Here is a 13586-nt window from a genome sequence, read left to right as displayed (position 1 = left end):
ACGATTTTTTGTGGGGAAACAGCCGTGGCTGACGTTCAAAAGAACCTAATAGCTGGTGAATGGGTCATCGGTGACAGTGTCATCGAAAACCGTAACCCTTCCGATCTGACCGATCTGATTGGTGTATTTGCGCAGGCTAGCACGGATCAATTGCAAAAGACCTTGGATCAGGCCCGCATCGCCCAGCAAGAATGGGCAGCCTATGGGCTGGAGCGTAAGCAATCCGTTCTGAACGCTATCGGCAATGAGATGATGGCCCGCGCCGAAGAACTGGGCACCTTGCTCAGCCGTGAAGAAGGCAAACCATTAGCCGAAGGAAAAGGCGAAGTTTTCCGCGCGGGGCAGTTCTTTACCTACTATGCCGCCGAGTGCCTGCGTCAGATCGGCGAGAACGCCGATTCCGTGCGTCCCGATATCGAGGTAGATGTGCGCCGCGAAGCCGTGGGTGTTGTCGCGATCATCAGTCCGTGGAATTTCCCGACTGCGACCGCCTCTTGGAAGATTGCCCCTGCGCTATGTTACGGCAACGCGGTAGTCTGGAAGCCTGCCAATATCACACCAGCCTCAGCTGTGGCCTTGACCGAGATCATCGAGAAGCAGGACATCCCAAAAGGTTTGTTCAGCCTCGTCATGGGTTCAGGCGGTTCGGTCGGACAGTCTTTGGTCGAGAGCCCCAAAGTAGACGCGATTTCCTTCACCGGGTCTGTCCCGGTCGGAAAGGGAATTGCCACCGCTGCCATTCAGAACCTGACGAAAGTGCAGATGGAGATGGGCTCCAAAAACGCTTTGGCCGTCATGGATGACGCCGATCTGGATCTGGCGGTGTCACTGGCCTTGGGTGGCGCGTTTGGCGGAACTGGTCAGAAATGCACTGCGTCGTCCCGCCTTGTTGTGCATGATCGCATTCACGATGCGTTTGCCGAGAAACTGGTGGCAGGTGCTCAAGCGATGAAAGTAGGCCACGCGCTGGAAGAAGGTACGCAAATGGGTCCCGTCGTCAGCCAGCAGCAGTTGGCTGAGAACCTGGCTTATGTCGATCTGGGCAAGTCCGAAGGCGCAGAACTGGCTTGTGGAGGTGTTCGTCTGGATATGCCTCACGAAGGTTTCTATATGTCACCAGGCGTGTTCCTGAACACCGACAACGCAATGCGCATCAACCGAGAAGAAATGTTTGCACCGCTGACCAGCGTGATCAGGGTCGGCAGTTATGACGAGGCGCTGAGCGTCGTCAACGACACCAACTTTGGCCTGACCTCGGGCATTGTGACCAAGTCATTGGCCCGTGCCACGCACTTCCGCCGTAACGCGCGTACCGGTGTTGTCACCGTGAACCTGCCCACGGCAGGCACGGATTATCACGTGCCGTTCGGCGGTCGCGGCGACAGCTCTTACGGGCCGCGGGAACAGGGTAAAGCCGCTGCTGAATTCTATACGACCGTCAAGACTGCCTATATCAGCGCGGGACCTGTGTGATGCTGATCGACGGGCTGCAATATGCGAACTGGTCTGAAAAGATCTTTCGGCAATTGCGCCAGGGGGACGTCGACGCGATCCATGTCACGATCTCGTATCACGAGAATTTCCGCGAGACGGTTCTGAATTTCGAGAAGTGGAATCGCTGGTTCGAACAATATCCGGACCTGATCATGAAAGGCCGCTGGGCCAGCGATATCGATATCGCGCGGGAAACCAGTCGGACGGCTGTGTTCTTCGGGTTCCAGAACCCGTCCCCGATCGAAGATGATATCGGCTTGGTTGAAGTCCTGCATGATCTGGGTGCGCGATTTATGCAACTGACCTATAACAACCAGTCCCTGCTGGCGACCGGATGCTATGAAGCCGATGACACAGGCATCACACGAATGGGCAAACAGGTCATTAAAGAGATGAACCGCGTCGGCCTGGTGGTCGATATGAGCCACTCCGCAGACCGCTCTACAATTGAGGCTGCAGAGCTTTCCGAGCGACCAATCGCGATTACCCATGCCAACCCATATGACTGGGCCCCGGCCTTGCGCAACAAACGCCATGACGTAATCCAGGCGGTCACGGAAAAGGGTGGGATGCTGGGCTTTTCGGTCTATCCTCATCACCTGAAGGATAAATCCGCCTGCACCGTGGAAAGCTTTTGTGAAATGATCGCTCGTACTGCCGAAAAATATGGTGTCCAGCATCTGGGGATCGGCACGGACCTGTGTCAGGATCAGCCAGACAGCGTCGTCGAATGGATGCGTGTCGGTCGCTGGACCAAAGAAATAGATTATGGTGAAGGCTCGGCCTCGGCACCCGGTTTCCCACCGATGCCTAACTGGTTCAAAGACAATCGCGACTTTGGCAACATCGCCGCTGGCTTGCGTGCAACGGGCATGAACGACACAGAAGTCGCCGGGATAATGGGCGCGAACTGGTATCGTTTCTTCGAGCACAGTTTCAAGCCAAGCTCCTGACCAAGGACCAACGATACGTTTGAATACCAATTGGAGAGAATGGTAACCGACCTGAAGAGGCAAGACCGAATGGCAGACGTTTCCCGTCGTGATCCGAACATCGTAATGCGCCTGGCCCGGCTTGGCTCGATGCATCAGTCACGTCTTTCATTCATGCGAATCCTGACCCGGCGCTTGGCTCGGGAAAACTGGCGGTTTGAAAGGGCAGCATTCGACATTGACTCGACGGGTGTTGGGCACGCGATCTATACCGCCCACGGGCCCGATCGGTCTTATTCGCTGATTGCCTATGCACATGATTTACCGCCGGAGAAGCGATCCGATAGAGTGATCGCAGAAGCATGGGATGCCACTTTTACATTATTTGATGGCGTTCCGACCGCCGACGATATCGAACGTCTTTCGCACAATATTCCTGTGCAGGAGGCCGGACGCGTATCTGAAACCGAGCTGTCCGTTTCTCGAGCCAATAGATCCGTTCGCCTTTGGGAGCATGTGGTCAACGAATTAGCCGAAGGTCGCCAACCGTCGTACGAAAAAATAGCTGCGGTGGGCTATTTGATGCGTACCACCGCAGTCTATGGGTCAGGCAAACTGGGAGCCGCCGACCGGGAAATGATTGCAGACCGACCCGAGTTTCGCGCTCCGTTCCAGGTCGAAATGCTGTCGGTCTATCTCACGCGTTGGTTCGTAGTTGATTTGGTGCAGCACATGGCCAAAGCGCGGGCGGCATTGAGCGGCACACAAGCCGCTGAATTAGATGCGGGAATCGCGCGTTCAATAGGCATCGGCAATTCAACCGGATTGGGTATGGCACCGTTCTTGCTAAACCATCCGCGACTGTTCAATAACTGGATAACCGCGCGTGAAGACGCCATACAGGCTGTGCGCAATGTCAAATGGGCACGGGACGAAGAAATAGCGCAGTTCCATGACATTCTGCTGCGTAACATCCAACTTATTGAATCGTGGCAGTCTCAGCACCCAGTTCAAATTGAAAAGCTAGCGGTGCTCGGCAAGGACATCGCTTTGGTAAAGGGCTATCTGTCGCGCACCGACCTCAGCATGAAACAGCCCTGGGACGCGTTGTATTCCTGGTCGGAAGCAGCCTTGTCGCTGGAGGGGCAAGAATGGATCGCCTCACTGATTCTGGAACCCTACGGAGCTTTGGTCGATAAATTCGCCAAAGCCATGGCTTCAGATGACGAGCCTGTTGCCCTCATTGCCGGCGCGACGCAAATCGGCAGCCTTCGCGCCGTTTTGGAGGATGTCTACCGTTGGGCCATTGATACGGATTGGACGGTTCCGACCAACATGGCCCGCGCTTGGTACATTTCGGAGGAAAAGCAAGAACCTCGTCTGGGCCAACGATTTGAAGAACCAATCGAAGAGTATGAACAGCCTTTGGCGCCCGGTCGCGATGCTGCAGTGCTCTATCAAGCGTTGACGCATTGGCCCGACGAAGCGGAAGTGGCCGATTTCTTGCTAGAGAATCCGGAACACCGGCATACCTTGCGTCGTATTCAAGTTGCAGGGTCCTCACCCTATGCGGAAATTCGCGACAATACGATCTCTAACAGCATGTTGCCCATCGACATGCTACGCTGCAAACTTTCCTTTTTCGGCGCGACCAAATTCGACCCGCGATCGGATCGATGGGTTCGCATTTGCATGTATGGAAACGCCCCGCTTCCCTATGAGCTCTCGCAAGCAAACGCCGACTTTTGGGTTTTTCCAAACTCGACCGAGACGACTGCATGAGCCATTCGCTGAACGAAATCGAAACCATGAGCAAACGTGCCGCGCGTGGTGCGGGTCTGCCATGGGGTTTGGCTGAAGAGGCTGGTAAAACCACACGCTGGCTGTCCGCCTATGGCTTTCCGGGTGTTAACCTGTTGGTCGATCTGCTTGAGATGCACGACGCGCTTCCAATTCTTGATGTATCTCCTGTCTCGCTGGAGGCGGAAACTTGGTCTGCGCCGATTGGCCGGATGAGCCCCCTGATCGCGAATGCCTCGGTGAGCGACTGTGCGGCCCGCCTTTTATCTCGCCGGACGATCACCCTCGAAAATGTCGACCTTCCATTGCTGGCAGTGCCATCCGTCGGTGCGGTCGCGTCAACTCTTGGGGTCTCGGTTGCAGCCGAGTGGCAGAATGCTCGGCTAGTGGCAGATGGATCAGCGATTTGTGTAGAAGGCGACCCCAAGGCGCTGGAAGCGCGCCACACGGCCAAGATGGTGTTTTCAATACCCGCCGAGTTGAAGCATCGACAAGAGCCAATGCTAAGGGCTCGTGTGTCCGATAGAAGCTGGAGCAAGCTCAGCGCATTCGCCCATCGAACCTATGCGCCTGCTACCGAAGAAAGCCGACAACTCGGTGCGGGTAGCAGCCGGAACGACAACGACTGACAACGCGCTCCTCCCAGAAAAGAAACAAAACGATGAACAGGAAACGACCATGATTGCCACTGAAACCCTGTCTCTGTCCGAAATCGAAGATTTGGCCTTTCAAGCGCTTGTCAAAGCGGGAACGTCCGAGGAAAACGCGCGCCCGCTTGCAGTTGCGACGGCAATGACCGAGGCAGATGGCGTCGCCTCTCACGGTCTTGCTTATATCCCGATCTACGCGCAGCATGTTGAGTGCGGCAAAGTAGACGGGTTGGCCGAACCCTTGATATCACGTCCACGCCCCGCTGTGGTCGCAGTAGACGCAGCAACCGGATTTGCCCATCGCGCAATAAATTTGGGTTTTGAAAGCTTGATCCCACTGGCACGCGAACAAGGGGTGGCCGTATTGGCAATCAACAATTCCTACAATTGCGGAGTTCTGGGCATTCACACCCAACGCATCGCTCAAGCGGGCTTGATGGGTATCGGGTTCACAAATGCTCCTGCATCCATCGCTCCTTCGGGCGGCGCCAAGCCCGTATTAGGAACAAACCCAATTTCGATTTCTGTTCCTGACGCAGATGGCAATCCGGCTCTGTTGATTGACCAGTCCGCCAGCACAATCGCAAAAAGCGAAGTCATGAAACACGCGCGTGAGGGCAAACCGGTGCCAGAAGGTTGGGTCCTGGATGTAGAAGGTCAGCCCACCACAGATGCTGCGGCTGGCTTAAAGGGTTCTATGGTGCCGTCTGGTGGCTACAAGGGTGTCGGAATCGCATTGACCGTCGAGCTGATGGCTGCGGCTATGACTGGTGCAAATCTAGGCTCTGTCGCCAGCCCATTCTCGGGCACCGAAGGCGGCCCACCGAAAACCGGTCAGTTTTTCATTGCAATTGACCCGCAGGCTACATCGGGCGGTCTATTTCAAGAAAGGTTATCGGATTTGATTGGCTCGTTTCGTGCTCAAGACGGTGCGCGACTGCCAGGCGATTGGCGCCGGAAGTGTCGCGAACGCGCGTCGACCGAAGGTGTTGCGGTGAATTCCGCTATTCTTGAAAAGGTACGCGCGCTGGTCTGACTTCGTTTCAGACAAGCTCTGTCAACGCGTACGCTAGTTGCACAAAAACTTGCGAAAGGCGGTATTCAACTGCCGCCTCTCTGGTCTTTCCCTGGCGCTTAATTCTCGAGTGCAATTTCCTTCAAACGGACCGCGACGCCCCCGTGGTCTGCAAACCATAGTCCGGATGGATCAAAGGCCGGTCCTGCGCTTCCAATCAAGTCAGAGCACTCGCTTGGGCATGAACGATATCTTGAAGCTTCTGCAAGACGTCGTGCTGAACCGGTTTGAAAGAAAACCGCCGCCCGCTGGTGGAACGAGACAAACCGAGCTTTCGATGCGATGCCAAATCGTGCTATCCGCACCATAGAGGGCGAGGCCTTTGGGAAACGTCAAAAATCTATTGAAACCGTAACGTTCGGGACTGAAGCAAAGGCGGGCCAAACAGATGAAACAGATTGCCTTGATCGCACATGACAACAAAAAACCTGATCTGGCCGATTGGGTGAAACGCCACGCGACCCAATTGCGCCCGCACAACTTGATCTGCACAAAAACAACAGGGACTGTGATCCAGGCCGGCGTCTCTTTAGAGAATATCGAACTTGTTAAGAGCGGACCATTAGGAGGAGACCAACAGATCGGCGCCTTAATAGCGCTCGACAAAATAGATCTACTTGTGTTCTTCACAGATCCGATGACACCTCATCCCCATGATGTAGACGTCAAAGCCCTGACTCGTCTGGCGACCGTCTACGACATTCCTATGGCGTGTAGCAAAGCGACCGCGAATTTGATTATCGCTTCAGGATTCTTGGAAAGCTAAACTGTTCCATCAATTGGCGTCGGCAGCCCAAGACCAAGCCAGCGGCGATTTTCGTTTGAGAGCACCGCTTAGATGACGCCTCATGCGATGAGAGGCGCCCAGGTTATCTCCCGCCTCCAACAGATCCAAGATTTCAATATGTTCAGTGCATTGCTCGATAAGGCGGTCGTGGTTCACATCGGCACGATACTCCATGAGGCGCCGCATGCGATTAACACGCTGCAGTGAAACCAGGAAAAACGGGTTTCCGGAAAGCTTTATGACCTCTTCATGAAAAACCGAACCGTTTTGTAAAAGTGTTTCTGCCGGAACCGAGCTGAAATCCATTTCCAGCATTCCTTCCTGCGTCCGCCTTAGTTCAGTCAGAACTCCTCGGTTCAACTCAAAGGATGGTTCGAGCATCGCAGCGGGCTCAATCGCCATACGAAACCGATAGATCTCGTCAAACGCTTCTGGTGTATTTGCCACGGGAAGAAACCGCCAACCATAGCCTTCTTTTCTCTCGACCCACCCTTCACGCGTCGCCCTCACCAGAACCTCGCTTGTGCAGGCCTTCGACCAATCATAGCGCTGGCGCAAAAACTGTTCTGTGACTTCTTCGGGAAGCTCTCCCCTTAGCCAATCATCCGCCAAACGATGATAAGGGCTTTGGTCTTGCTCGGGTTGCTGTTCCAGCACCTCTGCAACGACATCAGGATCCAGTTCTCCAACAAAGAACCCTCGGTTCTCCTGACGCTGTAGAAAACCTCTTTGTTCAAGTAAATTCAAAGCTTCTCTGATCGGAGTTCGCGAAACTCCGTAACGATCCGCCAATTGTTGCGCTCCCAGATGCTGGCCCGTTTGCAGCCCACCAGAGGCGATATCTTGCAGCAATCGTCTGGAAATTCTCTGTGGAAGGTCACTTGAGCGCAAACCGCCCTCCGGCTATTTACTAAGTTGAATTGGCTGAGTAGCACGACATGTTTCAGCTTATTGGTTTTTAGGGCCAATTTGCAACGTCAAAAATGGTTTTTATCGAACCAATGTGCAGCGCAAGTTAAGCGCTCTTAGAGATAACCACAATTCCCGACTGCGCAGTCTTTGGTGCGTTTGTAATCGAATAACGACCGCCAACCAGCTGCAGCGTGACGCGGTTTCCATCGGCTTGAACCATGTGACCCTTCGCACGAACAACATTTGGATCAGAGGCCAGCGTTTTGGCGAACGCATCCGCATCGACCGTTTCGGTCATTGACAGTGTATTTGTCACCAAAGGGATTTTGTGAGGCGCAATATCCAGGTCTGACGCACGATCAACGCTTACGTCATCCAATAGTAGTATACGAGCAATGCCATCTACCTTGCTTTCAAGCACACTGGCTGAAGGGGCATGGCGACCGACCAGTTCACGACTCAGGCTCGTTTTCTCAGGCGGCGCAAGATCGGTTTTGGTCAGGATCACAAGATCGGCCGAATTGAGTTGTCGTGTGATCGTGTCTGAGATGTAAGTATCGCTGAGAAGATCTGGCAGCGTTTCTGCATCCACCAAGGTCACAACTCCGTGGAACCGGATGTCGTCGCCAAACCGGCTGATAGAAGACGCGATTGCACGAGGCAAAGCAACGCCCGACGCCTCAAGCAAAATATGGTCAGGGGCCGGATCCATGTTGCGGATCTTCGTCAGCGCGAACATCAGGTCGTCACCATAGGAACAACACACACATCCGCCCGCAAGGGTCACCAGATCGCCGTCCTGCGCCTCGATCAGGTCGGCATCAATAGGAAGGCTTCCAAATTCGTTGACAAGAACTGCGAGGCGTTGCCCCTGTGCGTTGCGCAACAGTGTATTGACCAGGGTGGTTTTCCCGGCCCCCAGATTGGTTGGCTCGATATGCCAAGTCGGATTGATTATTAGTGCATGATTGGTCTCTGGTTCATCGGGGTAATGGTTTCCGGTGCCGATGGACGGTAACCCAAGGCGCTGTGTGGTCTCTTGTTGTTGTAGTGCTTTCTCCAACTTTCAATGATGATCTGCGCTTCTTTCAAGGAGTAGAAGATTTACCGGTTCAGCAGCTCTCTCTGACTCGAGCGTCGAAAATCTCAATATAGGCATTCTCCCAAGGGCTGCCTTGCTCGATGAAGGCTGTCTTGGCGCCGGCTGCTCCGATCCAGTCTCGAACCGCTTGGGCAACAATTTCCGGTCCCGTAACACCTTCGGAATGATGTTAATGCAGAGGCTATGATTTCCTGCGCAGCCCTCAAATAGCGCAGCAGGTGATCATAGCCGGTTCTCAGGTCTCTACAGTGGTTTTGCGACAAACCACACCGAAGAGGAGACCGACTATGACCGACACCATTATTACACAGTCAGAAGCCGTTTTAGTGGCGATTGATATTGCCAAATCCGACCACGAGGTTCTGCTTCAGATCCCTGGGACGAAGCGCCGACGCCGTTTCACCATTCTGAACCAGCTTGACGACTTCAATCGGTTGATCGCCATAACCACCTCGATTGTTTCAAACCGCGTAAGCAGTTCTTCCCACAAAATGCGCAGCTGCATTTCTGCTACTCCCCCTATCCAAGTCAAGACTTTCCCAATCAGGTCTTCTTTGGTGACACGCACTTGCATACGTCCTATTCGACAGATGCGGGGATGGTCGGTAACACACTTGGTCCTGACGAGGCGTATCATCATCATCAATCAGCGACAGGTTGATGTTCTAGCCAGTCAGTTCGAAGACACCTGGCGGCGCGCTCCGACGGCGGAGGAATTGGCAAAGCTGAAGGAGGATTGGCTGAACCGCGAAGTTCTTTACCGCGAGGCGATGGCGCTGGGGTTGGATGGGAATGACGAGATTATCCGCAATCGCCTGGTGCAGAAGATTAACTTTCTTCTGGCCTCTGAGGCGGGCGCGGCCCGGCCCGAGGATGAGGTGCTGCAGATTTACCTGTCGAACAATGCTGAGGCGTTCACGACATCTGCACAACTTGCAGCAAACCTTGTTTACCTGGGACAAAACCCCAGCGACACGTTTGTCGAACTGACACGGGCGCGTTTGGCTGCAGGCGAAGATCATCGCAGTTTGGGCCAGGCTTCACTGCTACCGACCGAGTTTGATATGAGCGCCCGAAGCTCAGTTGATGGCAACTTCGGAACGGGCTTTTTTGATCAATTGGAATCATTGCCGCTGGACGAATGGAGCGGACCTGTTCAATCGGCATTCGGGTTTCACTTTGTTCAGCTCGTTGAAAGATCTGACGCTGTTTTGCCACCGCTTGGCGCGATCCGCGATCGCGTTTTGGCGGATTGGCGAGAGAAACAAATTCAACGTGCGACAGAGACGTTCATAGACAATCTTCGATCCACTTATACCGTGCAAGACTTGGCCGAGGCGGGTACGCCTGCGGGTGAATCATGAGGTGCAGTCTGACGCTGATCGCGTTTCTGGCGGGGCTGCTGGCCCCCATATTCGCGCACGCCCATGCACTGGAACCGGGCTATCTGGAAATCTCGCAGGAAACCGAAAGCGACTGGTACGTGTTCTGGCGCAAGCCTGACGTGCAGGGCGCGCCGATGGATATCGACGTTGCTCTTCCGGATGTCTGTACCGCGCCAACTTTTGAAGCGCCAGCCTTTGACGGCCGCGCTTGGACGCAGATCTGGCGCATGACCTGTACCGAAGACCTGCGTGGCAACACGATCCGGATCGACAAGCTTGAGGCGCAACGCACGGACGTTTTGCTGCGGGTGGGGTATCTGGATACAGTGAATATGGCGACCTTCCGCCTGACCCCCGACGCACCTGCCGTCACGCTGCCCGCACAACAGGGGCTGGTCCAGACGCTATGGCAATATGGCGTGCTAGGCTTTGAACATATCCTTGAAGGCTGGGATCACCTGCTGTTTGTCTTCGCCTTGCTGTTTCTGATCCGCAACCTGCGCCAGCTCATCTGGGCGGTAACCGCCTTTACCGTTGCGCATTCGATCACGCTGGGGCTCGCCACTTTCGGCGTGTTGAACGTACCCGGCCCACCGGTCGAGGCCGTGATTGCCCTGTCCATCGTCTTTCTCGCAACCGAGGTTCTGCGGTCGGAGGACAAACCAAAGACACTGGCGAGCCGCTTTCCATGGGTGATTTCCTTTGGGTTCGGCCTGCTGCACGGATTGGGCTTTGCCGGGGCGCTGGCCGAGATTGGCTTGCCCGAGCAAGACATCCGGGCAGCCTTGCTGGCCTTCAACCTTGGGGTCGAGGCCGGGCAGCTCACCTTCATCTTAGCAGTGCTGGGCATTTTCCTGACGGCCAGGAAAGTGGCGCAAGCGCTTTGGGGCTGGTCTTTGGCGCATGGTCCGTCGCGCCAGATCCTGGGATATCCGATCGGATGCATCGCTGCATTTTGGCTGGCCGAACGTCTGGCCGGATTTTGAGTTAACCACGAAAAGGAGAATAGAAAGTGACTAAGATACTGGGGGGTGCGATGGTTCTCGCAATATTCGCGATCAGCGGTTGCGATGTCGTCGATCCGGATTGCACACCGGAAAAAGCCGCGAAGCGCCAAGTCCAGCAGGCGACGATTGGCATCAGCGCCAACCGATGCACACCTGCAGAGACTGCACGCGATACTGCAGGTATCGATGGTTAAAGAATTCGGATACACCAGAACTGAAACGTGAGTGGTGGCGAAGTGGCGTCCGGTACCATCCTGATCAGACCGGCGTCGCTTTCTCAGATTCTGGTAATCCGGATCGGTTCCCCGTTCAAACCTCGTAGATCGGGGAACCGTCAGAAATTGGTATTGAAACGCCCGGATAGGATGGAGACAACATGCGCTGGAAAGGACGACGCACAAGCAAAAACATCGACGATCGACGCCATACGTCACGCGGTGCGTCGCGCGCGGGTGTGGGCGGCCTTGGTTTGATCTTTATTGTTGTCGTCGGGTTTTTCCTGGGCGTCGATGTGACCCCGTTTTTGACCGGTGGTGGTCAACTCTCGGCACCGCAAGCAAATGCTCCTGTTCAGATTGACGATGAAACCGAAGAGTTTGTGGCCGTCGTTCTTGCAGACACCGAGGTGATTTGGAGCGAGATATTCAGGGGTTCGGGGATTCAATACACGCCACCTGTGCTGGTGCTGTTTGCAGGCAGAACCCAATCGGCTTGCGGACGTGCCATGTCGGCAACCGGTCCGTTCTACTGCCCGGTCGATCAGCGCGTTTACCTCGATACGTCCTTCTTTCAGGTGATGGAGCAACGTCTGGGCGCACGCGGTGATTTTGCCAAAGCATATGTCATTGCGCATGAGGTGGCCCACCACGTTCAGCATAGTCTGGGGGTATTAGACCGGGTGAACCGCGCAAAACGACAGTCCAGCCAAGCCGATGCGAATGCCTTGTCCGTGCGCGTGGAACTTCAGGCTGATTGCTATTCCGGTGTCTGGGCGCGGGCTATGGATCAACGGTTTGGAGTGCTGGAACCCGGTGATATCGAAGAGGCGCTCAACACAGCCGCCGCCATTGGAGACGACGCCCTGCAGCGAGCTCAGCAGGGCGTTGTAGTCCCTGACAGCTTTACCCACGGCACCAGCGAACAACGGCAAAACTGGTTTTACCGTGGATATGAAACCGGGGACCCAAACAGTTGCGACACCTTCTCGACGAACCGGTTGTAGGAACAGATGATGACGACGTACGTATTCGAGTTTCGGAACAAATTTTGCTTAAAAAACCTCTGAACTTCGCTCTTCGGAGAACCAATCTAATTGAACGATGTGAGTATGAAACGTGAAATCTCTTTTATCCTGAGTATTTCTGTGCTGCTCGCTTTGGTATCTTTGCCAGCCATCGGCAGAGCACAGGATCGTAGTGGCCCTGTGCCAATCGCTGCAGCAGTTTGTCCACCTTTCGTGATGCAGGAGGGTGAAAATCTGGATGGTCTGGCCATCTTCTTGGGGGCTCGCGTCGCCCGGGAGCTTGGGCTGGACTACGACATCACGCTGATGAATTTCGGAGACATGATCGACAGCGTAGCTGAAGGGCGATCGGCAGTCGGGATTTCCTGCCTGTCGATTACACCCGAGCGGGAAGAACGGGTGGATTTCTCGCATTCGTTTTTCGAGACGCACAAGGCCATCGGGATCAAGAAAGCCAGCTATCTAAGGTCCATTCGGCAGTTTCTTTTGAGCCCGCGCATTCTGACCGCGATCATCATCGTGTTGGGTGCAGCAGCTCTGGTGGGTGGGATTTTCTACCTGCTCGAACACAAGATAAACGCAAAGCTCTATGCTATGAAAACGCGCGGTGGGAAAGTGATGGAGGCGTTGGTCATCGGTATGCTGTTCGTGACGCGCGGACCCATTCGGTATTATGAGTTCAAAACACCAACGGCTCGTATTCTTTCAGCGGTGCTGGCAATTGGCAGTACCATCATGGTCGCAAGCATCACCGCAATTCTGGCCAGCGCGTTCACGCTGGAACAGATCCGATCCGAAATACGCTCGCCAGACGATTTGGTAAATGTAAGGGTTGCGACATTAGCGGATTCAACCTCATCAGAATATCTACAGCGTTCGGGCATTGCCGCGCGGTCCTATGATAGTCTGACCGAGGTGGTCACCAGCTTGGAAGCGCACCGCGTCGATGCGGTTGTCATGGACGCGCCCGCCCTGAAATACGAAATACTGCGCAGCCGCGAACAGGGGCGTTTCGAGGACCTTGAAGTGCTGCCCTATGAGTTCGAAGAGCAGAACTATGCCTTCGCGCTGCAGGATGAAAGCGAGTATGTTGAAGTTCTCAATCGCGCTTTGCTGTCTGTCCGCAAAAGCCTGGCATGGGACACCGAGGTGCTAAGATACATCGGGAAGTGAACCACAGAATTTCTGATATACTACCG

14 protein-coding genes and 1 pseudogene are annotated in these 13586 nt (G+C 54.7%); 12 read left to right on the top strand and 3 right to left on the bottom strand.

Annotated features, from left to right (window positions below; translation table 11 throughout):
• Positions 1-24 precede the first annotated feature (24 nt).
• From GOV38_RS12780 to GOV38_RS12755, 6 genes are all read left to right on the top strand, one after another.
• A complete protein-coding gene (locus tag GOV38_RS12780) occupies positions 25-1473 on the top strand; it encodes an aldehyde dehydrogenase family protein (protein WP_171208176.1) in 1449 nt (482 codons plus the stop codon).
• Positions 1473-2447, top strand: a complete 975-nt coding sequence (locus GOV38_RS12775; protein WP_171208175.1) for a membrane dipeptidase — start codon at positions 1473-1475, stop codon at positions 2445-2447. Before GOV38_RS12780 ends, GOV38_RS12775 begins: the two co-directional genes overlap by 1 nt.
• A 69-nt stretch (positions 2448-2516) precedes the next feature.
• A complete protein-coding gene (locus GOV38_RS12770) occupies positions 2517-4208 on the top strand; it encodes a hypothetical protein (protein WP_171208174.1) in 1692 nt (563 codons plus the stop codon).
• Positions 4205-4855, top strand: coding sequence for a DUF3726 domain-containing protein (locus tag GOV38_RS12765; protein WP_171208173.1), 651 nt, complete (start codon positions 4205-4207; stop codon positions 4853-4855). The genes GOV38_RS12770 and GOV38_RS12765 overlap by 4 nt, the downstream gene beginning before the upstream one ends.
• A 49-nt stretch (positions 4856-4904) precedes the next feature.
• On the top strand, positions 4905-5912 hold the full coding sequence (locus GOV38_RS12760; RefSeq protein ID WP_171208172.1) for an Ldh family oxidoreductase: 1008 nt from the start codon (positions 4905-4907) through the stop codon (positions 5910-5912).
• A 427-nt stretch (positions 5913-6339) separates the two neighbouring features.
• Entirely contained in the window at positions 6340-6717 is a 378-nt protein-coding gene (locus tag GOV38_RS12755; RefSeq protein WP_171103233.1) for a methylglyoxal synthase, read from the top strand.
• Between the two features lie 9 nt (positions 6718-6726).
• Here the strand turns inward: GOV38_RS12755 and GOV38_RS12750 are convergent, their stop codons facing one another.
• The 3 genes and pseudogenes from GOV38_RS12750 to GOV38_RS12740 form a co-directional block, all read right to left on the bottom strand.
• Positions 6727-7629: a GntR family transcriptional regulator gene (locus tag GOV38_RS12750; RefSeq protein WP_171208171.1), complete on the bottom strand. Its 903-nt coding sequence runs from the start codon at positions 7627-7629 to the stop codon at positions 6727-6729.
• Positions 7630-7753: 124 nt separating this feature from the next.
• Positions 7754-8713 carry a GTP-binding protein gene (locus tag GOV38_RS12745; protein WP_171208170.1) on the bottom strand — a complete coding sequence of 320 codons (960 nt, stop codon included), beginning with the start codon at positions 8711-8713 and terminating at the stop codon, positions 7754-7756.
• Positions 8608-8903: pseudogene (locus tag GOV38_RS12740) on the bottom strand (transposase); the annotation flags it as partial. The gene GOV38_RS12745 and the pseudogene GOV38_RS12740, both read right to left, overlap by 106 nt.
• A 417-nt stretch (positions 8904-9320) precedes the next feature.
• Between GOV38_RS12740 and GOV38_RS22355 the strand changes: the two are divergent.
• The 6 genes from GOV38_RS22355 (at position 9321) to GOV38_RS12710 (ending at position 13560) form a co-directional block, all read left to right on the top strand.
• Positions 9321-9413 carry a DUF3604 domain-containing protein gene (locus GOV38_RS22355; RefSeq protein ID WP_254430485.1) on the top strand — a complete coding sequence of 31 codons (93 nt, stop codon included), beginning with the start codon at positions 9321-9323 and terminating at the stop codon, positions 9411-9413.
• Positions 9414-9468: 55 nt separating this feature from the next.
• Positions 9469-10116 carry a hypothetical protein gene (locus GOV38_RS22590; RefSeq protein ID WP_371808500.1) on the top strand — a complete coding sequence of 216 codons (648 nt, stop codon included), beginning with the start codon at positions 9469-9471 and terminating at the stop codon, positions 10114-10116.
• Positions 10113-11123 (top strand): HupE/UreJ family protein, encoded by a 1011-nt coding sequence (locus tag GOV38_RS12725; protein WP_171208169.1) that lies wholly within the window; start codon positions 10113-10115, stop codon positions 11121-11123. The genes GOV38_RS22590 and GOV38_RS12725 overlap by 4 nt, the downstream gene beginning before the upstream one ends.
• 26 nt (positions 11124-11149) lie before the next feature.
• Positions 11150-11338 carry a hypothetical protein gene (locus tag GOV38_RS12720; RefSeq protein WP_171208168.1) on the top strand — a complete coding sequence of 63 codons (189 nt, stop codon included), beginning with the start codon at positions 11150-11152 and terminating at the stop codon, positions 11336-11338.
• A 182-nt stretch (positions 11339-11520) separates the two neighbouring features.
• Positions 11521-12366 carry a neutral zinc metallopeptidase gene (locus tag GOV38_RS12715; RefSeq protein ID WP_171208167.1) on the top strand — a complete coding sequence of 282 codons (846 nt, stop codon included), beginning with the start codon at positions 11521-11523 and terminating at the stop codon, positions 12364-12366.
• A 105-nt stretch (positions 12367-12471) separates the two neighbouring features.
• Complete coding sequence (locus tag GOV38_RS12710; protein ID WP_171208166.1) at positions 12472-13560, top strand: transporter substrate-binding domain-containing protein; 1089 nt, start codon at positions 12472-12474, stop codon at positions 13558-13560.
• Positions 13561-13586: the final 26 nt, after the last annotated feature.

The sequence above is a fragment of the Ruegeria sp. HKCCA5839 genome (assembly GCF_013035585.1).
Taxonomy (GTDB): Bacteria; Pseudomonadota; Alphaproteobacteria; order Rhodobacterales; family Rhodobacteraceae; genus Ruegeria.
Note: the sequence above shows the minus strand (reverse complement) of the source record. Positions and strands in the feature narration are given on the sequence as shown.